The following is a 24075-nucleotide window of genomic DNA, read 5'->3' as shown; positions in this document are numbered from 1 at the left end:
GCGCTTTGCCTGTCGGCGCTTATCCGACAAAATCATCCCATCACCCCCGGATTAAGCAGGCCTTTGGGGTCAAACCTCTGCCGCAGGCCTTTTGCGATCGCTTCCAGCGGGGCCACCTGCGGCTGGAAGCGGCCCAACCGAGTCGTTGTTTCAGCACTGCCGCGCACCAGGGTTGCATGGCCTGCGACCCCTGCCTGCGCCATTCTGGCCCGCAGGTCGGCACCCGCGTCACAGAGGGCCCAAATCAACCCACCACCCCAGTCAAACTGCAGCGCCTCCGCCTCCAACATCGGCGCCAGCAGGGGCGCATCCGACGGTCGGACCGAGATCCGCCAAACATCGCCCTCCCGGCCGTGGAACCCGGCAACATCGCGGATCCCCTGCCACAGCACCTCAGAACCCGCGTCGGTCGCAACCGTACCAAAACCAGCCAGTTCCGTGGCCAGTTTCTCCTGGCGATATGCAACCGAGCGGGCAAACCCTTCCAGCCGCACATGTACAAGTCCAGTATGGGGGTCATAGGCCGCACCGCTCACATCATAGGGAGAGCCCAAAGCCGCCGACATCGCCCGCACCGCCACTGTCAGGTCAGCCACTGCAACACTGACGGTCACAACAGCCTCTGGGTTAGGCAACACTTTCAGCGACAGCTCGCTCAACACACCAAGAGTGCCATGCGCCCCCGCCATCAGTTTCACCAAATCATAGCCAGTGACATTCTTCATCACCCGGCCACCGTTCTTGATCACTTGACCGCTGCCATCGACAAACCGCACCCCCAAAAGATAATCGCGCGCCGCCCCACCCTGAATGCGGCGCGGACCTGAGCTGTTGGTGGCAAAGACTCCCCCAATCGTCGCCACGCCACTGGTCCCCAGCACCCCACGCATATCCATTGGTTCAAAGGCCATACGCTGCCCTTCTGCGGCCAAAATCTGTTCGATTTCCGCCACAGGCGTTCCCGCCTTGGCCACCAGGGTAAGGGATCCGGGCTCATAGAGTTCAATGCCTGTCAGTCCAGACATGCTCAGCACCTCCCCCGCCCCGCCAAAACCACGCGTACCGCCGCCTTCTATACAAAAGGGGGCGCGCGCCTCGGCAATCACTTCAGCCAGTTCAGCCTCATCCTGCGGATTATACATTTTCATCTTTCCAAAAATACCTTGGGGGTTTGGGGGCAAAGCCCCCATCACACAGCTTCCCTCACGCAACGCCCGTCACTCAACGTCCGTCACTCAGCCGCCAGGACCGGCACCCGACGACCCTCGGTCACCGACAGCGGAAAAACCTTTGCCGGGTTCAGCAACCACTTGGGGTCAAAGACATCCTTGACCAAAAGCTGCGCCTCCAGATCCACCGGCGCATATTGATACAGCATCAAATCACGTTTCTCGATGCCAACACCATGTTCCCCTGTGAGACAGCCGCCGACATCCACACAGAGTTTCAGCACCTCAGCGCCAAACTGTTCACACAGCTCCAGATCCCCGGGTTTGTTGGCATCAAACAGGATCAACGGATGCATATTGCCGTCACCAGCGTGAAACACATTGGCCACGTCCAGCCCGTATTCCTGTGACAGCTCACCAATCCGGCGCAGCACCTGCGGCAAGGAGCCGACAGGGATGGTCCCATCCAGGCACATGTAGTCATTGATCTGTCCCATGGCGCCAAAGGCCGATTTGCGCCCCAACCAGATACGGGCCGCCTGATCCGCGTCCCCTGCCTCGCGCAGTTCTACCGGGTTATGGGTCCGGGCGATTTCGATAATCAGCTCCAGCTGATGGGCGATTTCCGCGTCACTGCCCTCCACCTCGATAATCAGCAAGGCCTCGCACATCGGATAGCCGGCCTTGGCGAATGCCTCGCAGGCCTCGATGCAGGGGCGGTCCATAAATTCGATCGCAACCGGCAAAACCCCTGCCTTGATGATATCGCTGACACAGGCGCCCGCGACTTCGTTGCTGTCATAGCCGATCAACACAGGACGCGCCCCTTCAGGTTTGCGCAGAATGCGCAGGGTCGCCTCGGTCACAACACCAAGCTGCCCTTCGCTGCCGCAGATCACCCCCAGAAGGTCCAGCCCGCCGGCATCCAGGTGGGCGCCGCCGATCTCCACCACAGTGCCATCCATCATCACCAGGGTTACGCCCAGCAGGTTATTGGTGGTCACACCATATTTCAGACAATGCGCCCCGCCCGAGTTCATCGCGATATTGCCGGCAATGGCACAGGCCAGCTGGCTCGACGGATCCGGTGCATAGAAAAACTCTTCTTCCTCTACCGCGCCGGACACGCTGAGGTTGGTGCGCCCCGATTGCACCCGGATCACCCGGTTATCGTAATCCGTGTCCAGCACCTCGTTCATACGCGCCACGCCCAGGATCACGCTGTCGGCCGTCGGCAAAGCGCCCCCCGCCAGCGAGGTGCCTGCCCCGCGCGGCACCACTGGCACGCCCTCTTCATGGCAGATCCGCAGGATATCCGAGACCTCCTGCGTGGTGCGCGGCAAGACAGCCAGCAACGGCGGGCAGCGATAGGCAGCCAAGCCGTCGCACTCATAGGCGCGCGTCTCCATTTCATCCTGAATCACCGCATCACTTGGCAACACCGCTGCCAAACGGGCAGCAAGATGTGCCTTGCGGGCCAGAATGGTGGAATTGGGGACAGGCATCTCCATGGGGCTCTCCTTTGGTGGCGCGACATCTGGTAAATTAATATTACCAATTACCCCATTCAAGCAAGCACGAAGTTGTCACAGCGGATAAACCAAGCAGGCAGACACGCCTTCGTGACTGTACCACCACCGCAGAAAGGCTAGGGTATATCCATGCAACGCCCTCTCTTCTCCCTCCTGCTTGCCCTCATGGCGCTGCCCGCTCTGGCCGACGCCCCAAAAATCGAAGCGGTCACTGCAGTGCCCTCTGGCACCACATGGCGCTTTGATGTCACCCTGTCCCACCCGGATACCGGCTGGGACCACTATGCCGATGGCTGGCGGGTGCTGGACATGCAGGGCAATGAGCTCGGGCTGCGGGTCCTGGCCCATCCCCATATACAGGAACAGCCCTTTACCAGATCCCTGTCCGGCGTGGTGATCCCTACGGGCACAACCCAGGTCCAAATACAGGCGCGCTGCCTGGTCGATGGCTGGGCAGACGCGCTGTTTGTGGTTGACCTCAAGTAACACCTGCAGCCCTTTGTCCAAGAGCAACGCCCGCCTCGTCCTTGCAGAAAGGGGCATCTTGTGACACAGGTCTGGCAAATCGCCACCTCCTCCTTTGCTACGGGACACCCCTGCCATGACAGCCTCAAAACGCGTCGTTCTTTCCAGCGATCACGCCGACATTCAGCTTCGCCAGACCATTGCCGATCACATCGCAAGCCAAGGCTGGGAAGTCATTGATATCGGCCCCACCACATCGGACAGCACAGATTACCCCAAACATGGGCGCGAAGCCGCCGAGCGCGTGGCCTCGGGTGACTGTGATCTGGGTGTTATCGTCTGTGGCACCGGTCAGGGCATCATGATGGCCGCAAACAAGGTCAAAGGCATTCGCTGCGGCGTCTGCGCCGATACCTTTTCCGCCCGCATGATCCGCCAGCACAATGATGCCAATATGCTGTCAATCGGTGCGCGGGTTGTGGGCAAAGGCCTGGCGCTGGATATCGTCGACGCCTTCCTGTCCGCGGAATTTGAAGGCGGTCGCCATGCCACCCGCATGGGAATGATTGAACCCGCCGAAGACTAAAACAAGATCGCGTGGCGCGACCGGGCTGGTCCCGGCGCGCCTGTGCGCGCTCAGCTTCGGTGATAGGGGCTGCCTGACAGGATGGTGGCGGCGCGGTAAATCTGCTCGGCCAGCATCACCCGCACCAGCATATGCGGCCAGACCATTTTCCCAAATGACAGTGAGAAATCCGCCTCGGCGCGCAGACTGGGATCAATGCCGTCCGCGCCGCCAATGATCAGCGCCAGATCCTGGCGTCCGGAATCGCGCCAGCTGCCCAGACGATCGGCAAAATCGGGCGAGCTGAGCAGCTTGCCCCGCTCATCCAGGGTGCAGATCACCGCCCCCTTGGGCAGGGCCTTGCGCAGCAAACCCGCTTCGGCGCCCATGCCGGCGTTTTTCTTATCTTCGACCTCAACGATGCGGGCCGGCCCCAGACCCAGCGCCCGCCCGGTGCGGTCAAACCGTGTGAGATAGTCGTCGATGAGGGTCTTTTCAGGCCCAGCGCGCAGACGTCCAACCGCGCAGATATGTATACGCATCGGAAGGGCCCTCGCTGGGAATTACGGCATAAAGCGACCTGTCGCGCTAGACACAGCAGAGACGGCACCCAAACAGGGCGCCACCTCCAGTGTCAAAACCGCAGCTTAGGCGCCATCCTGACCAGGGGTCACGCCGGGCTGCCAGAGCTTTTCGATCTGGTAGAACTCGCGCACTTCCGGGCGGAACAGATGCACAATCACATCGCCGGTATCAATCAAGACCCAATCGCCGGTGTCGCGACCTTCGACCTTGCTGAGAATACCATATTCCTGCTTCAGGCGATCGGTCAGCTTTTCCGCGATCCCTGCCACCTGACGGCTCGAACGACCCGTCGCAATGACCATGAAATCGGCGATCGCCGTCTTGCCGCGCAAATCAATCTGCACGACCTCTTCGGCTTTATCTTCATCCAGAGAGCTCAGGATCCGCTCCAACAATACAACATTGGATGGGCGGCTCTTGGCAGCACCCTCGGCTGCCTCGCTAGCAGCGGCAACAGCCGCTTGAGGTTCGGTCGACAGAACACTGTCCTCCATAAGGCGCGCCGACCCTCCCCCGGCGCTGGGGATATGCTAAAAATAGCAATTCCCGCGCCACATTTCAATAAATGCGGCAACGGGACTCGAATCATCGACACTCTCTGCCTGATCTGCCGCCGCACCGAAAGAGGGAACACATCATATTTACAAGGATTCAAAGGAAAGTTTGCCCAGATTACGACGTTCTCGCCAAGCCAGCCCTTGATCGCCTGCCCGCCCCCCTGTATCTGACGCACATGACCCTCGTATTGGCCCAGACTATTGAGTTGCAAGATCGCGCCCGCCTGCGCGAGCGATTCTATGGTGCCGCCCGCACGGTCCTGGCGCGCCTATAATCGGCAGCCCACGCCCTACGCCAGCTACTCACAATTGAATATACGGGAGAGGACACATGTCCCCCAAAACGCTCTATGACAAGATCTGGGATGCGCATGTTGCGCATGAAGCAGAGGACGGCACCTGCCTTCTTTATATTGACCGCCACCTGGTCCACGAAGTGACCAGCCCGCAGGCCTTTGAAGGTCTGCGCCTGGCCGGCCGCACTGTGCATGCGCCGGACAAAACGATTGCAGTGCCGGATCACAACGTTCCCACCACTGAGGGCCGCGATGATCCTTCGCAAATGACGCCCGAAAGCCGCATCCAGGTCGAGGCGCTCGACAAGAACGCCCGCGAATTTGGCGTGCACTACTATCCGGTCTCCGACGTGCGCCAGGGCATCGTGCACATCGTCGGCCCGGAACAGGGCTGGACCCTGCCCGGTATGACCGTAGTCTGCGGCGACAGCCACACTGCCACCCACGGTGCCTTTGGCGCCCTGGCCCATGGTATCGGCACCTCCGAGGTGGAGCACGTGCTGGCCACCCAGACCTTGATTCAGAAAAAATCCCTGAACATGAAGGTTGAGATCACTGGCAAGCTCAACCCCGGCGTCACTGCCAAGGACATCACCCTGGCGGTGATCGGTGAAACCGGCACCGGCGGCGGTACCGGCTACGTCATCGAGTATTGTGGCGAAGCGATCCGTGATCTGTCGATGGAAGGTCGCATGACCGTCTGCAACATGGCCATCGAAGGCGGCGCCCGCGCAGGTCTGATTGCACCGGATGAAACCACCTACGCCTATGTCAACGGTCGCCCCCACGCCCCCAAGGGCGCCCAGTGGGAAGCCGCGCTGAACTGGTGGAAGACGCTCTACACCGATGAGGGCGCGCATTTTGACAAGGTTGTCACCCTGCGCGGCGAAGATATCCAGCCGGTTGTGACCTGGGGCACCTCGCCCGAGGATGTGCTGCCGATCACTGGTGTAGTGCCTAACCCCGAAGATTTTGAGGGTGGCAAGGTTGAGGCCGCGCGCCGTTCGATCGAATACATGGGTCTGACCCCCGGTCAGAAACTGACCGACATCGAGATCGACACCGTCTTTATCGGCTCCTGCACCAATGGCCGCATCGAAGATTTCCGCGCCGTGGCCGAAGTGGTCAAAGGCAAGAAGATCAAGGACGGCATGCGGGCCATGATCGTTCCCGGCTCTGGCCTGGTTCGGGCCCAGGCCGAAGAAGAAGGTCTGGCGGATATCTTCCGCGAGGCAGGCTTTGAATGGCGTCTTGCGGGCTGTTCCATGTGTCTGGCGATGAACCCCGATCAGCTGTCCGAAGGTGAGCGCTGCGCCGCGACTTCGAACCGCAATTTTGAGGGACGTCAGGGCTACAAGGGCCGCACCCATCTGGTGTCGCCGGCCATGGCCGCCGCAGCTGCCCTCACCGGCAAGCTGACCGACATCCGTGATTTGATCTGAAGGAGCGAGACAGATGGAAAAGTTTCAAAAACTCACCGGCATCGCCGCCCCTATGCCCCTGGTCAACATCGACACTGACATGATCATCCCCAAGGTGTTCCTGAAGTCGATTGCACGGACGGGCTTTGGCAAGAACCTGTTTGACGAGATGCGCTATAATCGCGACGGCAGCGAAATTGCTGATTTTGTGCTGAACAAACCCCAGTATCGCAACGCCGAGATCCTGGTGGCTGGCGACAACTTTGGCTGCGGCTCCTCGCGGGAACACGCGCCTTGGGCGATTGCCGATTTTGGCATCAAATGTGTGGTCTCCACCTCCTTTGCCGATATCTTCTTCAACAACTGCTTCAAGAACGGCATCCTGCCGGTTGTTCTGCCACAAGAGCAGGTCGACCTGTTGATGAAGGACGCGGAAAAGGGCGCAAACGCCCGTATGACCGTGGACCTTGAGGCCCAGGAAATCACCACCTCGGACGGGGAAGTGATCAAGTTCGAGGTTGATAGCTTTAAGAAGCAATGCCTGCTGGAAGGGCTGGATGACATCGGCCAGACCCTGCAAAAGCAAAGCGCGGTTCACACCTACGAAGACAAGATGGCGCAGGAACGTCCCTGGGTCTAACCACCGCGTTTCCAGCGCTGCGTGCCTGTAGGGCCGCGCGCAGATCGAAATTGAATACAGCCGCTCCAGAACTCTGGGGCGGCTGTATGCATCCGGGCAGCCACTTTTGGGGCGCAAAGCCCAGCCACCAAAAGCTGAGGCCACACCATTTGAGTGCAAATTAAGACAAATACGCCACAAATGCGCCACATTCCCACCCCCTTGGCCTTGCCCAACCCAGCTTCAAATCGGACTGGGGGTCTAACGCCCTGCAACCACAAGATCTGGTATAAGCTGGACAAGTTGCTGATAGGTTTGGCCAAAATTGATGCATTCGGGCATCAGCCCCCATAGCTTTCTTAAGGAAAATCAAACTTCCGCAATTGGAAACTTGAGCCCAGCAGCCAATCCATGCAGAAATGGGGCAAAATTGAGGCGCGCATTCTGGGCAGTCCAGGATGCATCAAGTTGGAACAAGGGCACGGCAAAGTACCGTCCAGTCCAGTTTGAAGGGAAAAAAAGCAGTGATTGCTCGCATATCAGGCGCGGCAACTCGTAGTGTATTGGTTGCATTGCTGATCGCAATGCCATCGATGTTACTGCCGGTTTCTGCCACAGAATCTCCAGAGATCATCGTCCTGATGGCGATCCTTGGCGGAGCGTTGACCTTTGCCGAGTATTTCTCCAACTATCCCAGCTTTGTCGAATTTCGCGAGGCGCCACCGCTGAACCGAATGCGGTTTATCGCGGCCTTTGTTATGGTCGGTCTGCTCAGCCTGCTGACGCGTCACCCGCTGGACCCAACCGGTCTTACCGCGCTGGTGCAGAGCCTGGGAACGCAGCTGGGCGAGGCCCTGGATTTTGCCTACTCTCCAGTGCAATTGACAGTTTTGATGCTGCCACTGGACACCCCCAGCGAAAGCCTTCAGCTAACCCGCAGCGCTGCCGGCATCGCCTATCTTGTCTCGGCACTGGCGACCTTGGGGTTTATTATCGCCATACGGATCGGCAACTGGCCTGTCGCCAATGGGGCCTTTAATGTCTGGGTAAACCTGCCGCTGTTTGATCCCACCACCGGCGGCGATGTTGTCAGCCGGCTGCAGCGGGATGGCCGTATCAATATCGTCATCGGGGTGTTGCTGCCCTTTGCCATTCCCGCCATGATCAAACTCATGTCCGGCCTGATAGATGTCAGCCAGCTCACCTCCCCTCAGATGTTGGTTTGGGTAATAACGGCCTGGGCCTTTGTCCCGGCCTCGATGATCATGCGCGGGCTGGCGATGCTGCGGGTCGCCGATTTGATCGCGCAGAAAAGACGGGCCGTCTACGCCCATGCCGAAACCCTTCAGGCTGTATGATGCCTTGGGTGATGTGGAGATATCTCTCCATGTTGCCGCGTACTCCCGTTCTGTTTTCTTTGCTGTTCGCCTGCCTGGCTCCGCCGCTAATGGCGCAGGCGGAAACCCTACGCATCGCTACATTCAATACTGAGCTGTCCCGCAAGGGGCCGGGCCTGCTGCTGCGCGATATTACCCGCGGTGAGGACGCGCAAATTACCGCGGTGATCACCGTCATCACCCAGGCGCAGCCTGATATCCTGGTGTTGCAGGGTCTTGACTGGGACCACGACAATCTGGCGCTCAAGGCGCTGGCGCGGCAGCTGGCGCAGGAAGGCGCGACTTACCCGCATCTCTTTGCGGGTCAGCCCAATGCCGGCCTTGCCACCGATCTTGATCTGGATGGTGATGGCCGCCTGGGTGGCCCCGGCGATTCACAGGGATTTGGTGACTACACCGGGCGCGGTGGCATGGCGGTATTGTCGCGCTACCCGCTGGTGGTAGAGGAGCTGATTGACCTTAGCCCGCTGGTGTGGCGCGACATCCCCGGCGCCGCCCTGCCCCAGCACCCGGATGGTAGCCCCTTTCCGTCAAAGCCCGCCCAGGCAATCCAACGCCTGTCCTCCACTGCCCATTGGGTCTTGCCGGTGGAGCTGGCAAACGGCTCCCGACTGACGCTGTTGTGTTTTCAGGCCGCGCCGCCGGTATTCGACGGCATCGAAGACCGCAACGGGTTGCGCAATGCCGATGAGATCCGCCTTTGGCAGGTTTTTCTGGACGGGCTACTTGACGGGCTTCTTGACCGGCTTCTTGACGGGCAGCTCCCGGCAGAATTCGCGCGCCCACCAACCAAACGGTTTGTTATTGCTGGTGGTGCAAACCTGGACCCGGACACTGGCGCGGGCCGACGCGAAACCATCGCCAGACTGTTACAGGACCCCAGGCTACAGGAACCGCGCCCCCTGTCACCGCAGGGGGGAGCTCAGACCGTGGATTGGGGCGAAGGCCGCCGCATGCGGGTGGACTACCTGCTGCCCTCGCAGGACTGGCACGTTGCGGCCTCCGGGGTGATCTGGCCTGACAGCGCCACCTCCGCCGCCGCAATTGCCAGCCGCCACAGGCTGGTTTGGCTGGATATCCTCCTCGACTAGGCTGCTAAGCCGCCGCTTCCCTCTGCCTTCAGCCTTCTGCCCGTTTGAGGGATCAACAGCGCCTCGGGCAAGCAATGTGGCAAAGCCTGTGCCACCGGAGTCTCCTGAAAATCGGGCAAGAGCTGCTGTAGCAGATCCCCGCTCAGGCTATGTGGGGTATCCCACAGATACCGCATCTCTAACAGGAAGCGCCCCAATGGCCAGAACGGACGGGCCAGTTGCAGGGGAAGCCAGGACATCTGGCTCAGTTTGGCAGGCTGGTGCAGATGCGCGTTTATTGCCGCCAGCAGCTCATGCCCGGTGAGGGTATAGCCCGCAAAGGGAACATCCACAAAGCACGGCAGCGCAGCGCGTTTTTCAGCCAGCCCCACCGCAGCCCGGGCCTTGTCCGGCAGATAGCCCCAGGCATGAGGAATATCCGCCCGCCCTGGGTAGATGAATTTGCCCTTACCCAGCTTGGCTGTGATCATCTCATCAAACCAGTTCCCCGACGCCTCGGTATCCAGATAGTCCCCCGAGCGCAGTACGATCACCCGCGCCTTGGAGGCACGATAGGCCGCCTCCATCTCCACCCGGATACGTCCCAGCGGGTTTTGCGCCGCATGGGGGCTCTGCTCGGACCATGGAAACGGGGTTTGGGGACCAAAAACATAGACATTACCGGGCAGAATGACCGTCGCGCCGCTCATTTCAGCAGCCCTAATCACCTGCCGGTGCAGGCTCGGCACCTGTTTTGCCCAATCCGGATAGGCCGGGTTCCAGCTGTTCACGATCACATCGACCCCGACAGCGACCTGCGACAGGGTTTCCGTCCCGCGCCGAAAGCGCTTTACCTGCCATCCGGCCCGCTCAAAGGCAGCCGCTGCCGCGCGGCCAAACCGGCCCGAAGCACCGAGTATGAGAGCTGTCTGTGTCATAAAATCTTCTCCTATCCTGAACACTGGCCCAAGCCTCTCCTATTCAATTGACATATGGCATTGCCAAAATTTTCAGATCTGCCATTCATTAATGCATGAATGATGCACAGCTCACCGATTGGTCGCTCATCCAAAGCTTCCTGGCCGTCGCCGACTGCGGCTCGCTTTCGGCGGCGGCGCGGCAGTTAGACCGCAGCCAGCCCACCCTGGGCCGGCACATTCAAAGCCTGGAGGCCAGCCTCAACCAGCAACTGTTTGAGCGCCACCCGCGCGGATTGCGGCTGTCGCAGGCCGGGACTGCGCTGCTGCCCATGGCGCGGGAAATGCAGGCCCAGATGTATCGTTTGTCGCTTCAGGCCGCGGGCCAGTCCGAAGAGCTGGCCGGCACCGTCCGCATCACCGCCAGCGTTTTTGCCTCCCACTACCTGTTGCCCCCCATACTGGCCGATATTCGCCAGGCAGAACCGGGGATTGAGCTGGAACTGGTGCCAACAGATGAAAGCGAAAACCTGTTGTACCGGGCCGCCGACATTGCCCTGCGCATGTATCGCCCCAGCCAGCTGGATGTGATCACCCAACATATCACCGATCTGCCGCTGGGTATTTTTGCCGCCCACACATATTTGGCGCGACGCGGCACTCCCCGCAGCGCAGCAGAGCTGTGGCAGCATGACCTGGTGGGTTATGACAACAACGCGCTGATCCTCAACACCATGCGGGCGATGGGATGGCAGGTTGATCGCAGCACCTTTGCCATGCGCTGTGATAACCAGGCGACCTACTGGCAACTGGTGCGGGCAGGATGCGGCATCGGCTTTTGCCAAAGCGATGTGGCGCGCGCGGATACCACCGTGGCAGAGCTGGATCTGGGCGTCGAAATCCCGCCGCTGCCGGTCTGGCTCACCACCCATAGCGCCATGCGGGAAACCCCCCGCATCCGGCGGGTCTGGTCGCTGTTGGCAAAAGGCCTGAAAATGGCCAGTAAATCGCCGCCTTCGCCCTTGAAATCAGGGGCCGTTGTTGACCCTGAGGCCCCAGAGGGGTAGGCCGTTGCCAACTGTTTTTAGGAGGCACATATGTCCAATCCATCGATTCTGATTCTGCCCGGCGACGGTATCGGCCCCGAGGTCATGACCGAGGTTCGTAAAGTCATCACCTGGTTTGGTGAAGCCCGCGACATTCAGTTCGATGTGAGCGAAGATCTGGTCGGCGGCGCCGCCTATGACAAACATGGCATCCCCCTGGCGGATGAAACCATGGCCCGCGCACAAGAGGTGGACGCGGTTCTGCTCGGCGCGGTTGGCGGCCCGGCCTATGACGATCTGGACTTCTCGGTCAAACCCGAACGGGGCCTGCTGCGCCTGCGCAAGGAAATGGATCTCTATGCCAACCTGCGTCCCGCACAGTGCTTTGACGCACTGGCCGATTTTTCCTCGCTCAAGCGCGACATCGTGGCCGGCCTGGACATCATGATCCTGCGCGAGCTGACCTCGGGCGTCTATTTTGGCGAACCGCGCGGCATCTTTGAAGAAGGCAACGAGCGCGTCGGTATCAACACCCAGCGCTACACCGAGTCTGAGATCGAACGCGCTGCCCGCTCGGCCTTTGAACTGGCGATGCGCCGCAACAAAAAGGTCTGCTCGATGGAGAAGGCCAATGTGATGGAAAGCGGCATCCTGTGGCGCGAAGTGGCCACCCGTGTGGGCAAGGAATACCCCGAGGTAGAGCTGTCGCACATGTATGCCGATAACGGCGCTATGCAGCTGGTGCGGGCGCCAAAACAGTTCGACGTCATCCTGACCGACAACCTGTTTGGCGACATCCTGTCCGATTGTGCCGCGATGCTGACCGGCTCGTTGGGCATGTTGCCCTCGGCCAGCCTTGGCGCGCCGATGGCCAATGGCCGCCCCAAAGCGATGTACGAACCGGTACACGGCTCGGCCCCGGACATCGCAGGCCAGGGCAAGGCAAACCCGATCGCCTGTATCCTCAGCTTTGCCATGGCGCTGCGCTACAGCTTTGACATGGGGGCCGAGGCCGACCGTCTGGAAAAAGCCATCGAAAAAGTGCTCTCGGACGGTGCCCGCACCGCAGATCTGCTGGGTGAAGACGGTGTTGATCCGATTTCGACCAGCGAAATGGGCAACGCCGTGGTCGCGGCCCTGCAGGCCAGCCTGTAATCCTAGTGCCAGTGGCGGGCCTCTGAGGGGCGCTGCCGCTGGACCCCATTGGGAACCTAAAAACGAGGGCGGAAACGCCCTCTTTTCTTTTTTGAACAGATAGATATGGCTAGGGCATCGCTCTGGCGACAGGCAGGGCCGCTCTGGTGACCTGACGATAGTGTTCCAACCTTTCGAGATGGTGCAGGCAACGGGTCAGCCAACGCATTGCATCGGTGTTGGAAAACACCTCGTTCAGGTCAAATAGACCGGCGTGTTCTCCCAACAGCAACCCACGGCGATGTCGGTCCTTGCGGTGATTGACCAAAACCGAAAGCCGCTGCAACCGGGCTTGTTCGGCGTCAGTGGAACACCCCTCGATCAGCCGACGGAGCACCACCCCGGTGATCACTGCAGGCCGCCGCAACAGCGGATCCTCCTTCAGAACCGATATCCGCCCGGTCTGGCTCAACCGTTCCAGCAGCCGCAACAGATGGTCGGTCTGGTGCAGCAAAGCGGACAGCGCGACCTCCTGTCTTGCATGATCTGCCGTCAGGCGAATATCCGCAAGGAAGGCCTCGACCTCAGCCAAAGCGGCGCGACAGGGGGACAGCGCTGCAATCCCACGATAGTCCGCCGGCACCTGCAGCGCAGAGGCCATAGCCCCGTAGACCCGATGTTCCAGCAGCTCCAGCGCGGCCTGCACCGCCAAGAGCGCCGTGACCGGATCCGACAGCAAGGCCCGGTCCAGATCAACCAATTTTGTCTTAGGCGTCTCTGGCATCAGCCAGGTGATGAACCGCGCAAACTGCGCCGTGACCGGCAGGAACAGCATCGCGCCAACCACATTAAACCCGGTATGAAACACCAAAATCGCGGTCATGGGATTGGTCCGCACGGCCAGCTCCTGCAGCGCCCCCAGCCCAAACAACAACACAGGCACCGCTATCAGGCTGGTCGCCACATTGAAAAGCAGATTGGCAACCGCTGTCTGCCGCATGGGCCGCGACCCGCCCAGCGAGGCCAGCAAGGCGGTGCAGGTGGTGCCGATATTCATCCCCGCCACAATCGCCACAGCCTGCGTCAGGCTGATGGCACCACTTTGGATCATGACCAGGGCCAGAGCCATGGCCGCCGAAGAGCTTTGCATGACAACCGTCAGCCCTGCGCCCAGGGCTGCAAGGGCCAGCAGGCCAAGGACTGATCCAGACGGCAACATCTCGGGGCGCAGGATAGTGCCAGCATCCTTCATCCCTGCCTGCATCAGATCCAGGCCTATGAGCAAAAGACAGAGCCCTGCCAACATGCGCCCGGATCGTGCCCAACCACCCCGCGCCAAAAGGTCCAGCAGGCTGGCCGGAAACAGCAGCGCCATCGCCACAGTGCCCAGTTTGAGCTTGAAACCCAGCAGGCTGACCAACCAGCCCGTCGCCGTGGTGCCAATATTGGCCCCGTAAATCACCCCAAGCGCCTGCGGCATGGTCAATAACCCCGCCCCGACAAAGCCAACCGTCATCACGGTTGTCGCACTGGAAGACTGGATCGCAGCGGTGGTCAGCCCGCCTGATAGGACGCCGGTAAAGGGAGTGGTGGTAAATCTGGTCAGGATGGCCTGTAACCCGGAGCCGGCTGCTTCGCGCAGGGCCTCGGTCATCACCTTCATCCCCATCAGGAACATGCCAATTCCACCAAGAACATAGAACAGTTGCTCTGTCATGCTTACCCCTTTGCGCCCTTCTATATGCCCAGCAGACCAAACCTGCGCAAGACAGCGCCAGAGCCGTTCCAGCGCAGGAACAGACCACAGGATGGTCAGCAAACAGGCCTATGAGCCGTCTTTTTCGCCCAGCGCATCAAGGGCCTGGAAGAGCGCACCGCAATTAGGGTTAGTGACAGCGCAGCCCCTGGTGATGTACTAGTGCGCCCGCACCGGCCCTATTTGTAGAACCGGCCATTTTTGTAGAAGCTGTCTCATCGAATGCAACACTCCAAACCACGGCCTCTCATCTCTGTCATCATTCCAGTCTTTGATGTGGGTGACCATGTGGCGGATTGCCTGCGCAGTCTTCAGGCGCAGACCTTAGGTGATTTTGAAGCCCTGGTTATCGACGACGGCTCAACTGACAACAGCGCAGCCATTGCCGAAAAAGTGATAGGACAGGACCCTCGGTTTCAGCTGATAAAGCAACAGAACCAAGGGCTTTCCGGTGCCCGCAACACCGGATTGGATCTGGCCCAAGGGGATTTTATTGCCTTTCTCGACAGCGATGACAGGCTTGATCCCAGCTATCTGTCGCGGCTCTGGCAGGCCCTGGACACAACGGGGGCAGATTGGGTCTCCTGCGGCATCCGCTTTTGCTTTCCCAATGACCGCCATATTGATCATTCAGCTATTCATGGCCGGGCAGAGCGGCACAGCTCCGGCCAGATCACCCGCTACCCGCAACACAGCTGGAAAGACGCAATCCCGCACTTTCCCTCTGCCTGGAACAAGCTCTACCGCCGCAGCCTGATCGACGGGCTGCGCTTTCCCGAGGGCACCTGGTTTGAAGATCACGAGTTCTACTATCAAACAGTGGCCCGAACCGATCACCTGCTGCATATCGAGGCGCCGCTGTATCTACAAACCCGCCAACGGCAAGGGCAGATAACCGGCCGCGACAGTGATCGGGTGTTTGAGCAGTTCACGGTTCTGGACCGGGTCAAACTGCTGATGGAATCCTCTGACTGGCCGGACGCTGAGCAGGCCTTTGAACGGATCACCAGCCGCCTGCTGTTTGAGCGCAGCACAGCCCTGCGCGCGCCTGAGCGCCGGGCCCGTTACGCCAGCGCCTGTGCTACCTATCTCGCAACCCATCAAATGACCTATGCCCCCGATTGGGATCCTCATATCTCCCGGGCCTGGGGGCTGGAAATGGCAGGCACGCTGCCGCTGAGCGTGGTAATCCCCTGGGCAGGCCAGGACATAGACCTGCTAGAGGAAAGCCTGCAATCGCTGGCCCGGCAGGGCGCACCGGGGCGGGAGATCCTGATCCTGTGCAGCTCTGACCAAGCCCTGGCACAGGCCAAGACCATCGCAGAGAAGCACCCGGAGGCGCGGGTTTTGCACCATACAGGTGGAGAAGATCTGGGGGCCGCCTGCAATGCCGGGTTACAGGCAGCACAGGGGCTCTATGTGAATTTTCTTGTTGCCGGGGATACCCTCACGGAAATGGCGCTCCATGACTGGGTGGACGGGCTGCTTGCATCGCAGGCTGATTTTGCCGTGTCGGTGTTTCGCCTGAGGCAGGAGGGGGACAATTATCATTCGTCCTTTTATCAGAACGATACAGTTTCGCTGGACGATATGTGCGCGGCCGCATTTCGCTTTTCCCCCGAAGCCGCCATCGCGCTGGATGGTCAGGTGTCGCCAAAGCTCTATCGCCGGGCCTTTCTGACTGAGACAGGCCTGCAGTTTGGCACCGGAGCTTTGCCGGGCTGGACCATGGCTTTACAAGCGGCGCTGATGGCAGAGAGAGCAGCTTATTTTCAGCAGTCTGGCTGCAATGTGAACCAATCCAGCGAAGCGCGCGCTCAATACCACCCCCCGCATCACAAGGGGGCAGGGTTCCGGCAGGACCTGCGCTCTTTGGATCAATTGGCTGGGGATCTGGATCAAAACTTGGCGGCGAGGCTTTCAAAAGGCTGGCAGAGACGCCTGTTTGCCCGCGCCCTGCGCCAGCGGATTGCACAGCTGGAACCTCCCCTTCGGCAGCTGAAGCTGGCGCTATTGTCCGCCTCTGCCGCCTGGATCGCCTTTCGTCGTGGGTTGACCCGAGAGCAAACACCTCTAGACCCGGGAGAGGGGCGACGGATCGCAACCTTGCTGAGCATTGAAGCCCGGCTTCGCCGCGACACCTGAACACCCCCGCTCTGAACCGCAGACAAAAGACAACCTAACATTTGGGCCTAAAATATCGCCATGCAGTCGTTCTTCGTCAAAGATACCACGGTGTTTCGCTACACGGCGAGGTTCTCGCAGTTCCCCTATGCCAATATTTCGTTTTTTGATCGCGCCCAGGAAAACATCCTGTTCCATCTGTCGCTGCGCCAAGAAGACGGTCTCTGTGTCTGCAGCTCGCGCACCGGAACGCAGTGGTCGCCAGAAAGGCCCAAAAAGCACCGCCTGCCCAAAACCGGGGTTGAGGTGACAATTACCTTTGCGCCTCCCCAGGTGACTGTGGCGCTGGACGGAGAGAAGGTCTTCAGCTTTGGGCGCCGCCTGCTTAGCCGCACCTACCCAAACCTCGATAAGATCAGTTTTGTCAGCTATCAGGGCGGCATCTCCGCTGCTGAGGTTGATTTTGGCGATAGCACCAGTCCAAAACTCTCCCTTGGGGCGCTGAACCGCGCCAATCAGGCCCTGTTAAATAAGGGGCAGCTGTGCCTGAGCAACCGCCTGGAGCTGCGCGCCCGACTGAAGGTCCCAGCCCAGGGTGGCGCCCTGACATTGGATCTGCCTGGGGAGAGCTCTTCACCAAAGGTCATTCTGTACCCGGACAGCGGTAAACAGGGCAGTCGAGGTAGGGCGTCCCAGGTCTGCGATGTCATTGTGCTCCTGCCCGGTCGTGTCTGGGAGGGCCGCCCGCAGGGAGAGGCCCTGGATCTGGGGTTGCTGCATGCGGACGGTAGCCCAGCCTGCCCCCGCCTGCGCCTGACACGGGAAAATTTGGTCAAACAGATCGAAGATATCCTTGCAAAAACCGATCTGGGCAATGACGCTCTGGCCGCCATGCAGGTCTTTGAACATGTTCAGTTTGGCGGTCTCTTGGACCAGCTGTCCAGCCAAAGCCGGGCGAGCCTGGCCAGCGCTCAGCGCTTTTTTGGCCTTGATGACTATATCAAACCCACCACCCCCATGACCGAAGAAACCACCAATCCCGTCGTGGCTCCTGCGCTGGCACCGCAGGACCCGGTCGTGCAGGCCCAGGCGGCGTTTGGCCAGACAATGCGGCACAAGCCCGAAAGCGATCCGCTGGTGGTCCTTGAGGCGCTTTTGAGCGACCTTCCCAAGGCCCTGCGCCCCCATCTTTTTCTTTCTCTCAGTGAGTTTTTCTGCCACCCAACCCGAGATTTTGACGGATTCCACAGGCTTTTTTGCAGCCAGGGGTTTGGCTGCAGCCTGTCCCCTGAGGCTGGGAACCTTTTCAAAAACTCGGCTCTTTTGCCCTTTCTCTTTCTTGAAGGACGGCACGATCAGATTTGCCCGACCTTGCGATCTTTGATTGACCCGACAACCGGGTGGATTGTCACCCCGGCCCTGGCCTGGCTTATGCGGCGGGTCATTGCGGCGCAGGGGCTGGACGAAAAGACCCGCGAGAATATCCTAAACGCCTATATGGATCTGATCGACAAACAGGCCAAAAACTACTGGGGGCGGGCCCATTGCACGGCTCTGTCGCAGGTGGCCATCCTGTTGCTGCAGCAGCGCGATAGCTTTGCAGATGATGCGCAGCGGGTGATCCTGAAATTTGTCGTCCGCACCTATGGGCTGTCCCGGCAATTCTGGCATCAGCTTGACGACCAGTTCAGCTACGACACGGCCCCCGAACTCGTCGCTCTGCGGCAGGCTTTTGCAACCCTCGAAGCCGCCCCTGGCCGATCAGCCGCAGACAGCGCTGCAGATCGCCACCACCACTCAGAACTGGCGCAGGCCCTGGCCCTTTTCCGCCCCTATCAGTGTCGCGATCTGCAGCGCCTACGCCGCGAATTGCTGGGCCCATCCGGGGTTGGCGGCAGTCTGCGCGTCTTTGGCTGCCTGGACAGTGCGTCTCATGTCGCGACAGAGAATGTCACAAAGATCTTGGCAGCAGAAGTTGACGCAGGCCTTTTGAATGAAGACACCTATCGCGGTTTTCAAGACCGGGCTGAGAAGGTCAAGAATGGCCTGTTGCGGTTTTTGCTGGACGCCAAAGCTGAAGGGAAAACAGTCGTCGGTTACGGGGGGGGCCGCAGCAAAGGGTAATACGCTGTTGAATTTCTGTGGTGTGGGGCCGGATTTGATCCCGTTCATCAGTGACGCTGCCCCCTCTAAGATCGGCAAATTCATGCCCGGAAGCCATATTCCGATCAAAGCTCCCGCCGCACTGACCGCAGCGCAGCCCGACTATATTCTAGGGCCCGTGGACATTCAGGATTCCCAACCGGTCTGAATTCTGATTCAAGCTTCCAAAATGGAGGTTTGAATGAACGAAGAGCGGTTTGTGTTGACAGATGACGTCTGGCTTCGCCTCGCGCCGCACTTGCCTGGCAAGGAGGGCGATGCGGGTGTGACGGGCAAGGATAATCGTCTGTTTCTCGAAGCCGTGCTATGGCGTGTGCGGACAGGGTTGCCGTGGCGTGACCTGCCTGCTTATTTCGGCAACTGGAACAGCGTGTTCCGACGGTTTCGCAGATGGGCTGAGGGCGGCGTATTCGAGCGAATTTTCAAGGAAATCAGTGGGGATCCAGATTTCGAATACGCAATGATCGACGGCACGATTGTTCAGGCTCACCAGAAGGCGAGCGGCGCAAGGGGGGGACTCAAAATCAAGCCATCGGGCGGTCGCGTGGCGGATTGACCACCAAGATCGTTGCTTTGGTCGACGCCCTAGGAAACCTGGCTGACTTCGTACTCCTGCCTGGTCAGGCTCACGACATGAAGGGCGTCGAACCGCTCATCGATGGCGTGGCCTTTGATGCTCTCTTGGCCGACAAGGCATTTGATGCCGATTGGCTGCTCACAGAACTCGATGCGCGCGGTGCCACCGCCATCATCCCACCGAAAGCGAACCGCAAGTTCCTGCGCGATTACGATAAACACGCCTACAAATGGCGGCACTTGATCGAGAATTTCTTCGCAAAGATCAAGGAATTCAGAGCCATAGCGACCCGGTACGAGAAAACAGCGTCCAGCTATGCTGCCAACTGGCATCTCGCAGCTGTCATCATCGCTTCAAGATGAATGTCCACGGGCCCTAATTCTCCCCTGGAATATTGCGGATGAGGTTATGTCGCAAAACAAAGACTTGGCAAAAAATGGCAGCACCTTTGTGATTGCGGTGCCAGAGCTCAAGCTCACGTGACACCGCGCGTTCTCATAACCGGGGCGACAGGCTTTGTTGGTCGCCAGATCCTGGCGGCTTGTGTTGCCCGTGATGTGAACTTGCGTTTGCTGGTCCGACCGGGATGGCAGGAAAAACTGGGCGACCTTCCAGAGACTTGCGAAATTGTAGAAGTAGAGGATCTTTTTACCCAGAGCGCCGATTGGTGGGCCGAAACCCTGACGGGGATCGACACCCTCATTCATTCCGCATGGTATACCGAGCCGGGAAAGTACCTGACCTCTCCCAAAAACACTGACTGCCTCATCGGTACGCTTCAAATGGCGCGCGGTGCCCTGCAGGCAGACCTGCGTCGGTTTGTGGGGGTTGGCACCTGTATCGAATACCAGTTGGGACCCAAAATCCTCACACCCGAAACCGCCTTGGCGCCCAGCACCCCCTATGGTCAGGCCAAAGCCGCTGCATTTCATGCGCTGAGCGGGTTGTTTAGCGAAACCAAGACTGAGTTCCTGTGGTGTCGGCTGTTCCAGCCCTATGGCGAAGGAGAGCATGCACAACGGTTGCACCCGTATTTGCACAGCCGCTTGTCGGAAGGTAAACCCGTAACCCTGGGCTCGGGCCGGGAGGTGCGCGACTTTATTGACGTCAAAGTCGCTGGAGAAACCATTTCTGCTGCGGCGCTCGGGGCGGATGTCGGTGCAATCAACATCTGCACAGGCATCCCAAAATCGGTCCGCGCGTTTGCAACAGAAATCGCCGAAATATATGGTCGGACTGACCTGTTAAAATTTGGAACACTAGAAAGCAACGCAAGCGACTGGGATTTTATTGTCGGTCAACCATGGGCCTGATTAATCGCTGCTGTGGTTCCCCCCCAGGCCGGCTAATATGATCGGCGCTGTCGCGTCCATCCCGATACCTGTGGCTATTCCGGCCCGCATTCAAAAAGGTGATACATGATGACACATAATTCAGAAGCCGCGCAAAAGAAGACCCGTGAAGTCTGTGAACTGGCCCCCATCATGCCTGTTCTGGTGGTGCGGGATGTCGCCAATGCCGCTGCCCTGGCCAAGGCCTTGATCACGGGCGGTCTGCCCGCGCTGGAGGTCACATTGCGCACGCCAGCAGCGCTGGATGTGATTGCAGAAATGTCCAAAGTCCCCGGCGGTGTTGTCGGCGCAGGCACACTGGTCACCCCCCAGGATGTGCGACAGGCCAAAGCCGCCGGTGCCATGTTTGGTGTCTCCCCTGGCGCCACCGACGCCCTGATAGAGGCCTGCCTTGCAGAGGATCTGCCGCTGTTGCCCGGCGCCGCCACCGCAAGCGAAGCCATGCGCCTGCTTGAACGGGGGTTCACAACGCAGAAGTTTTTCCCAGCCGAGGCCTCAGGCGGCGCTCCCGCGCTCAAGGCGATTGGCGCGCCTTTGCCGCAGATCCATTTTTGCCCAACAGGCGGGATCAGCCTGTCGAACGCCCCTGACTACCTCAGTCTGTCCAATGTGCTCTGTGCAGGCGGCAGCTGGATCGCACCGGATGCTCTGGTCTCGGCCCAGGCCTGGGATGAGATTGAGGCATTGGCCCGCGAGGCAAAACAGCGCCTGACCGACTAGGCAGGCGCTGGTTCAGCACCGGTGTTCGCAAGCGGAGCAGCGAGCAGCGGCGCCACCGGCCCGACTGATCCCTCATAGTTTAGTCCCGGTGCGCCGGGGCCTGTTTTGAGGGGGCCAGATAGGGGCGGGTGACATCGCGCAGGCTGACCTCCAGTGTCTCTACTGCCAAACGGATGCTGCCATCCCCTGCCAGGGTCAGCCGCACATGGCCTGCGCCGTCCTCGCCGGGCTCAAAATGCACCGAGAGCAGCGAAAGAATGGTGTCTTTGTCGCCGCGATCAATCCCCTGCGAGGCAACCCCCAGAACCCCGTCGATGACCAACAGGGACTGCACCCGCTCAAAAGGGCGGCCGCGTTTTTCAGCACTGGACAGATCCTCCCAGCGAAACCGATTAAGCAGCAGCGCAAAACGATGCTCCTTGGCGCGCCAGCTCATCTCGCTGATGGGGAAGACCGCGTCCTGTATCAGCGTCGACACCACTTGCAGATCCTCGGCGCTCAGCGCCCCGAGGTTCAGCGGCGCCTCGCGCCCGTCGTGAAAGCTCGCGTCTGACATCGGTCAGCTCCCCTTGATACGTTCGATTTGAGCGCCAACCCCTGAGAATTTACGCACCACCTGCTCGTAGCCGCGATCCAGGTGATAGACACGATTAACGATGGTTTCCCCCTCGGCGGCAAGACCGGCCAGGATCAACGAGACCGAGGCCCGCAGATCGGTGGCCATGACTGGCGCCCCCTTCAGGTGGTCAACTCCCGTCACCGTGGCGAGGCCGCCCTGTACATCGATCTTGGCCCCCATGCGGATCAGCTCGGGCGCATGCATAAAGCGATTCTCAAAGATTTTCTCTTCCAGCACGCTGGTCCCCTCTGCGGTGCACATCAGGGCCATCATCTGCGCCTGCAAGTCGGTGGGGAAACCGGGAAAGGGTTCAGTGGTGACGCTCACCGCTTTGACACGGTCACCGCGGCGCTTGACCTTCAGGCCCGCCTTGGTCTCGGTGACATCAACACCGGCTTCGTTCAGTTTCTCAACAAAGGCACCAACCAGATCAAGACGCCCGCCCAGCAGCTCGACCTCGCCGCCACAAATCGCGGGCGCCAGCATATAGGTGCCCAGCTCAATCCGGTCAGTGACCACCGGATGCGTCGCCCCATGCAGGCGGTCCACGCCCTGGATGGTGATGTCCGGGCTACCGGCGCCTTCCACCTGGGCGCCCATCTTGTTCAGGCAGTCAGCCAGGTCAACGATTTCAGGTTCGCGCGCGGCGTTTTTGATCACCGTGGTTCCCTTGGCCAGGGTGGCCGCCATCATAATGTTTTCCGTTGCCCCCACAGAGGCAAAGCTAAGCTGTATCACCGCGCCTTTTAGGCCACGTGGCGCCTTGGCATGCAGATAGCCGTCTTTCAGCTCAATTTCGGCACCCAGCGCTTCAAGCCCATGAATATGCAAATCCATCGGACGCGCGCCAATCGCGCAGCCCCCCGGCAAGGACACCACCGCCTCCCCAAGACGCGCCAACATCGGCCCCAACACCAGGTTAGAGGCTCGCATCTTGCGCACGATCTCATAGTCAGCGACATGGTTGCCGATTGTGTGGCTCGACAGCGCCTGTACCTGGCCCTCCTGCAGGCTGGAGACTTCGGCCCCCAGGGATTGCAACAACTCGGTCATTGTTGCGATATCGCTGAGCCGTGGCGCATTGGTCAGGGTCAGCGGCTCCTCGCTGAGCAAGGTCGCGGGCATCAGCGCAAGGCAGGCATTTTTTGCCCCGGCGATTGGAATCTGGCCGCTCAGGGGGCCGTTACCTTTTACCAAAATCGAATCCATCTGCCTCTACCTTTCCGACTCTTCGGTCGTTGTGTTCTGTTTCACTGCACGCGCCTTGGCCTGCGCCTTACGACGCGCCATATTGGCCTTTAACGAGGCTTTGAGCCGGTCCTCACGCTGGGAGGTCGCTTGACTCGATTTCTGCGGTTTTTTCTCTACCATGAACCTTCTGTAACTTAGTGGGAAAAAACCGTCCAGAAGCTCTTGCGCCCTCCTGCGTTTATCCCTAAAAGCCCCCTCACGGCGCTGCTGTAGCTCAGAGGTAGAGCACTCCCTTGGTAAGGGAGAGGTCGAGAGTTCGATTCTCTCCAGCAGCACCATGAAAATCTCAATAGATGCAGATAGTTGCGCCAAAACAGCGCCTTACACTTGCAGACTCCGACACAGTGTCCCTGCCTATGCCCCGTCCTGCCAAAGAGCCAAAGAGTGGAATCTACTACATCCGCGTGCGCGTCCCGCTGACCTGACGGCGTCTTTCGGACGTGCTGAGGTGCCGAAGTCCTTGCGAACACGTGAAACTGCGGAAGCAAAGGAACGCTTTGCGACTGAGTATGCGGCCATCCAACGCCGCTGGGCTGCCCTTCGGGCCAAACCTGAGCCGCTTCCCCTCAAACAGATCGTCAGCTTGGCAGGGCGTGTTTATCAGCGCCTGACGGCAACCTTGGAAGACGAACCTGGCGAATCGCCCATCTGGGAAAATTTAGGCCGCCTGAACAAAAGGGAGGCGGGCAATGAAAGTCGATTGGAAAGCTGGCAACCGAGATCTGCTGAAGCTTAATTTG

General features: G+C 59.8%; 24 protein-coding genes and 1 tRNA gene. 17 read left to right on the top strand and 8 right to left on the bottom strand.

Going from position 1 to position 24075, the window contains the following annotated elements; genetic code table 11:
• Nucleotides 1–32 precede the first annotated feature (32 nt).
• The gene (locus JZI28_RS01090) at nucleotides 33–1142 is read right to left on the bottom strand and encodes an FAD-binding protein (RefSeq protein ID WP_375698954.1); all 1110 of its coding nucleotides are present in this window, start codon (nucleotides 1140–1142) and stop codon (nucleotides 33–35) included.
• A gap of 89 nt (nucleotides 1143–1231) precedes the next feature.
• Nucleotides 1232–2680, bottom strand: a complete 1449-nt coding sequence (locus JZI28_RS01085) for an FAD-linked oxidase C-terminal domain-containing protein (RefSeq protein ID WP_349376460.1) — start codon at nucleotides 2678–2680, stop codon at nucleotides 1232–1234.
• Between the two features lie 150 nt (nucleotides 2681–2830).
• Here JZI28_RS01085 and JZI28_RS01080 point away from each other — a divergent pair, with 150 nt between their 5' ends.
• Together JZI28_RS01080 and rpiB are read left to right on the top strand one after the other, a co-directional pair.
• Entirely contained in the window at nucleotides 2831–3187 is a 357-nt protein-coding gene (locus JZI28_RS01080; protein ID WP_375698953.1) for a hypothetical protein, read from the top strand.
• Nucleotides 3188–3302: 115 nt separating this feature from the next.
• The gene (gene rpiB, locus JZI28_RS01075) at nucleotides 3303–3752 is read left to right on the top strand and encodes a ribose 5-phosphate isomerase B (protein WP_375698952.1); all 450 of its coding nucleotides are present in this window, start codon (nucleotides 3303–3305) and stop codon (nucleotides 3750–3752) included.
• A 50-nt stretch (nucleotides 3753–3802) separates the two neighbouring features.
• On the opposite strand, the gene rlmH is transcribed toward rpiB, so the two are convergent.
• Together rlmH and rsfS are read right to left on the bottom strand one after the other, a co-directional pair.
• A complete protein-coding gene (gene rlmH, locus JZI28_RS01070) occupies nucleotides 3803–4273 on the bottom strand; it encodes a 23S rRNA (pseudouridine(1915)-N(3))-methyltransferase RlmH (RefSeq protein WP_295455438.1) in 471 nt (156 codons plus the stop codon).
• A gap of 105 nt (nucleotides 4274–4378) precedes the next feature.
• Entirely contained in the window at nucleotides 4379–4810 is a 432-nt protein-coding gene (gene rsfS / locus JZI28_RS01065; RefSeq protein WP_295455436.1) for a ribosome silencing factor, read from the bottom strand.
• A gap of 394 nt (nucleotides 4811–5204) precedes the next feature.
• Here rsfS and leuC point away from each other — a divergent pair, with 394 nt between their 5' ends.
• From leuC to JZI28_RS01045, 4 genes are all read left to right on the top strand, one after another.
• Nucleotides 5205–6611 carry a 3-isopropylmalate dehydratase large subunit gene (gene leuC / locus JZI28_RS01060; protein WP_295455434.1) on the top strand — a complete coding sequence of 469 codons (1407 nt, stop codon included), beginning with the start codon at nucleotides 5205–5207 and terminating at the stop codon, nucleotides 6609–6611.
• Between the two features lie 13 nt (nucleotides 6612–6624).
• On the top strand, nucleotides 6625–7230 hold the full coding sequence (leuD, locus tag JZI28_RS01055) for a 3-isopropylmalate dehydratase small subunit (RefSeq protein ID WP_375698951.1): 606 nt from the start codon (nucleotides 6625–6627) through the stop codon (nucleotides 7228–7230).
• A gap of 503 nt (nucleotides 7231–7733) precedes the next feature.
• Nucleotides 7734–8567, top strand: a complete 834-nt coding sequence (locus tag JZI28_RS01050) for a hypothetical protein (RefSeq protein WP_295455430.1) — start codon at nucleotides 7734–7736, stop codon at nucleotides 8565–8567.
• Between the two features lie 29 nt (nucleotides 8568–8596).
• Nucleotides 8597–9697: an endonuclease/exonuclease/phosphatase family protein gene (locus tag JZI28_RS01045; RefSeq protein ID WP_375698950.1), complete on the top strand. Its 1101-nt coding sequence runs from the start codon at nucleotides 8597–8599 to the stop codon at nucleotides 9695–9697.
• Here JZI28_RS01045 and JZI28_RS01040 read toward each other — a convergent pair.
• Complete coding sequence (locus JZI28_RS01040; RefSeq protein ID WP_375698949.1) at nucleotides 9694–10614, bottom strand: epimerase; 921 nt, start codon at nucleotides 10612–10614, stop codon at nucleotides 9694–9696. The genes JZI28_RS01045 and JZI28_RS01040 overlap by 4 nt on opposite strands.
• 95 nt (nucleotides 10615–10709) lie before the next feature.
• On the opposite strand from JZI28_RS01040, the gene JZI28_RS01035 reads away from it, so the two are divergent.
• Together JZI28_RS01035 and leuB are read left to right on the top strand one after the other, a co-directional pair.
• Nucleotides 10710–11660 carry a LysR family transcriptional regulator gene (locus tag JZI28_RS01035; RefSeq protein ID WP_375698948.1) on the top strand — a complete coding sequence of 317 codons (951 nt, stop codon included), beginning with the start codon at nucleotides 10710–10712 and terminating at the stop codon, nucleotides 11658–11660.
• A gap of 30 nt (nucleotides 11661–11690) precedes the next feature.
• Nucleotides 11691–12794: a 3-isopropylmalate dehydrogenase gene (gene leuB, locus JZI28_RS01030; RefSeq protein ID WP_375698947.1), complete on the top strand. Its 1104-nt coding sequence runs from the start codon at nucleotides 11691–11693 to the stop codon at nucleotides 12792–12794.
• Nucleotides 12795–12903: 109 nt separating this feature from the next.
• On the opposite strand, the gene JZI28_RS01025 is transcribed toward leuB, so the two are convergent.
• Nucleotides 12904–14490: a Na/Pi cotransporter family protein gene (locus JZI28_RS01025; RefSeq protein WP_375698946.1), complete on the bottom strand. Its 1587-nt coding sequence runs from the start codon at nucleotides 14488–14490 to the stop codon at nucleotides 12904–12906.
• A gap of 261 nt (nucleotides 14491–14751) precedes the next feature.
• Between JZI28_RS01025 and JZI28_RS01020 the strand changes: the two genes are divergently transcribed.
• The 7 genes from JZI28_RS01020 (at nucleotide 14752) to eda (ending at nucleotide 21465) form a co-directional block, all read left to right on the top strand.
• Entirely contained in the window at nucleotides 14752–16674 is a 1923-nt protein-coding gene (locus JZI28_RS01020) for a glycosyltransferase family 2 protein (protein WP_375698945.1), read from the top strand.
• A 60-nt stretch (nucleotides 16675–16734) separates the two neighbouring features.
• A complete protein-coding gene (locus tag JZI28_RS01015; RefSeq protein ID WP_375698944.1) occupies nucleotides 16735–18777 on the top strand; it encodes a hypothetical protein in 2043 nt (680 codons plus the stop codon).
• On the top strand, nucleotides 18695–18964 hold the full coding sequence (locus JZI28_RS01010) for a hypothetical protein (protein ID WP_375698943.1): 270 nt from the start codon (nucleotides 18695–18697) through the stop codon (nucleotides 18962–18964). The genes JZI28_RS01015 and JZI28_RS01010 overlap by 83 nt, the downstream gene beginning before the upstream one ends.
• Before the next feature lie 33 nt (nucleotides 18965–18997).
• A protein-coding gene (locus JZI28_RS01005) for an IS5 family transposase (RefSeq protein ID WP_375698075.1) occupies nucleotides 18998–19755 on the top strand; the annotation gives its coding sequence in 2 pieces (ribosomal slippage) (nucleotides 18998–19325 and nucleotides 19325–19755; 759 coding nt in all).
• Complete coding sequence (locus tag JZI28_RS01000; protein ID WP_375698942.1) at nucleotides 19709–19876, top strand: hypothetical protein; 168 nt, start codon at nucleotides 19709–19711, stop codon at nucleotides 19874–19876. The genes JZI28_RS01005 and JZI28_RS01000 overlap by 47 nt, the downstream gene beginning before the upstream one ends.
• Complete coding sequence (locus JZI28_RS00995; RefSeq protein WP_375698941.1) at nucleotides 19873–20706, top strand: NAD-dependent epimerase/dehydratase family protein; 834 nt, start codon at nucleotides 19873–19875, stop codon at nucleotides 20704–20706. Before JZI28_RS01000 ends, JZI28_RS00995 begins: the two co-directional genes overlap by 4 nt.
• A gap of 108 nt (nucleotides 20707–20814) precedes the next feature.
• Entirely contained in the window at nucleotides 20815–21465 is a 651-nt protein-coding gene (gene eda, locus JZI28_RS00990) for a bifunctional 4-hydroxy-2-oxoglutarate aldolase/2-dehydro-3-deoxy-phosphogluconate aldolase (protein ID WP_295455401.1), read from the top strand.
• 79 nt (nucleotides 21466–21544) lie between these two features.
• Here eda and JZI28_RS00985 read toward each other — a convergent pair whose 3' ends face one another.
• Complete coding sequence (locus tag JZI28_RS00985; RefSeq protein ID WP_295455400.1) at nucleotides 21545–22021, bottom strand: DUF2948 family protein; 477 nt, start codon at nucleotides 22019–22021, stop codon at nucleotides 21545–21547.
• Nucleotides 22022–22024: 3 nt separating this feature from the next.
• Nucleotides 22025–23293 (bottom strand): UDP-N-acetylglucosamine 1-carboxyvinyltransferase, encoded by a 1269-nt coding sequence (gene murA / locus JZI28_RS00980; protein ID WP_375698940.1) that lies wholly within the window; start codon nucleotides 23291–23293, stop codon nucleotides 22025–22027.
• A gap of 245 nt (nucleotides 23294–23538) precedes the next feature.
• Here murA and JZI28_RS00975 point away from each other — a divergent pair.
• Nucleotides 23539–23613 (top strand) — tRNA-Thr (locus tag JZI28_RS00975).
• Nucleotides 23614–23795: 182 nt separating this feature from the next.
• A complete protein-coding gene (locus JZI28_RS00970) occupies nucleotides 23796–24071 on the top strand; it encodes a hypothetical protein (protein ID WP_375698939.1) in 276 nt (91 codons plus the stop codon).
• Nucleotides 24072–24075: the final 4 nt, after the last annotated feature.

Origin of the sequence: Pseudophaeobacter sp. TrK17, assembly GCF_042192375.1 — a bacterium.
Lineage (GTDB): Bacteria > Pseudomonadota > Alphaproteobacteria > Rhodobacterales > Rhodobacteraceae > Pseudophaeobacter.
The sequence above is the reverse complement of the archived record's forward strand: the minus strand, read 5'-3'. Positions and strand labels throughout refer to the sequence as shown.

Coding starts and splice junctions, on each gene's coding strand:
- JZI28_RS01080 (WP_375698953.1), top strand. CDS start 2,831: ATGCAACGCCCTCTCTTCTCCCTCCTGCTTGCCCTCATGGCGCTGCCC.
- JZI28_RS01040 (WP_375698949.1), bottom strand. CDS start 10,614: ATGACACAGACAGCTCTCATACTCGGTGCTTCGGGCCGGTTTGGCCGC.
- rlmH (WP_295455438.1), bottom strand. CDS start 4,273: ATGCGTATACATATCTGCGCGGTTGGACGTCTGCGCGCTGGGCCTGAA.
- rsfS (WP_295455436.1), bottom strand. CDS start 4,810: ATGGAGGACAGTGTTCTGTCGACCGAACCTCAAGCGGCTGTTGCCGCT.
- JZI28_RS01010 (WP_375698943.1), top strand. CDS start 18,695: ATGGCCTGTTGCGGTTTTTGCTGGACGCCAAAGCTGAAGGGAAAACAG.
- murA (WP_375698940.1), bottom strand. CDS start 23,293: ATGGATTCGATTTTGGTAAAAGGTAACGGCCCCCTGAGCGGCCAGATT.
- JZI28_RS01045 (WP_375698950.1), top strand. CDS start 8,597: ATGTTGCCGCGTACTCCCGTTCTGTTTTCTTTGCTGTTCGCCTGCCTG.
- eda (WP_295455401.1), top strand. CDS start 20,815: ATGACACATAATTCAGAAGCCGCGCAAAAGAAGACCCGTGAAGTCTGT.
- leuD (WP_375698951.1), top strand. CDS start 6,625: ATGGAAAAGTTTCAAAAACTCACCGGCATCGCCGCCCCTATGCCCCTG.
- JZI28_RS01025 (WP_375698946.1), bottom strand. CDS start 14,490: ATGACAGAGCAACTGTTCTATGTTCTTGGTGGAATTGGCATGTTCCTG.
- JZI28_RS01085 (WP_349376460.1), bottom strand. CDS start 2,680: ATGGAGATGCCTGTCCCCAATTCCACCATTCTGGCCCGCAAGGCACAT.
- JZI28_RS01090 (WP_375698954.1), bottom strand. CDS start 1,142: ATGTATAATCCGCAGGATGAGGCTGAACTGGCTGAAGTGATTGCCGAG.
- rpiB (WP_375698952.1), top strand. CDS start 3,303: ATGACAGCCTCAAAACGCGTCGTTCTTTCCAGCGATCACGCCGACATT.
- JZI28_RS01035 (WP_375698948.1), top strand. CDS start 10,710: ATGAATGATGCACAGCTCACCGATTGGTCGCTCATCCAAAGCTTCCTG.
- leuB (WP_375698947.1), top strand. CDS start 11,691: ATGTCCAATCCATCGATTCTGATTCTGCCCGGCGACGGTATCGGCCCC.
- JZI28_RS01015 (WP_375698944.1), top strand. CDS start 16,735: ATGCAGTCGTTCTTCGTCAAAGATACCACGGTGTTTCGCTACACGGCG.
- leuC (WP_295455434.1), top strand. CDS start 5,205: ATGTCCCCCAAAACGCTCTATGACAAGATCTGGGATGCGCATGTTGCG.
- JZI28_RS01020 (WP_375698945.1), top strand. CDS start 14,752: ATGCAACACTCCAAACCACGGCCTCTCATCTCTGTCATCATTCCAGTC.
- JZI28_RS00985 (WP_295455400.1), bottom strand. CDS start 22,021: ATGTCAGACGCGAGCTTTCACGACGGGCGCGAGGCGCCGCTGAACCTC.
- JZI28_RS01000 (WP_375698942.1), top strand. CDS start 19,709: ATGCTGCCAACTGGCATCTCGCAGCTGTCATCATCGCTTCAAGATGAA.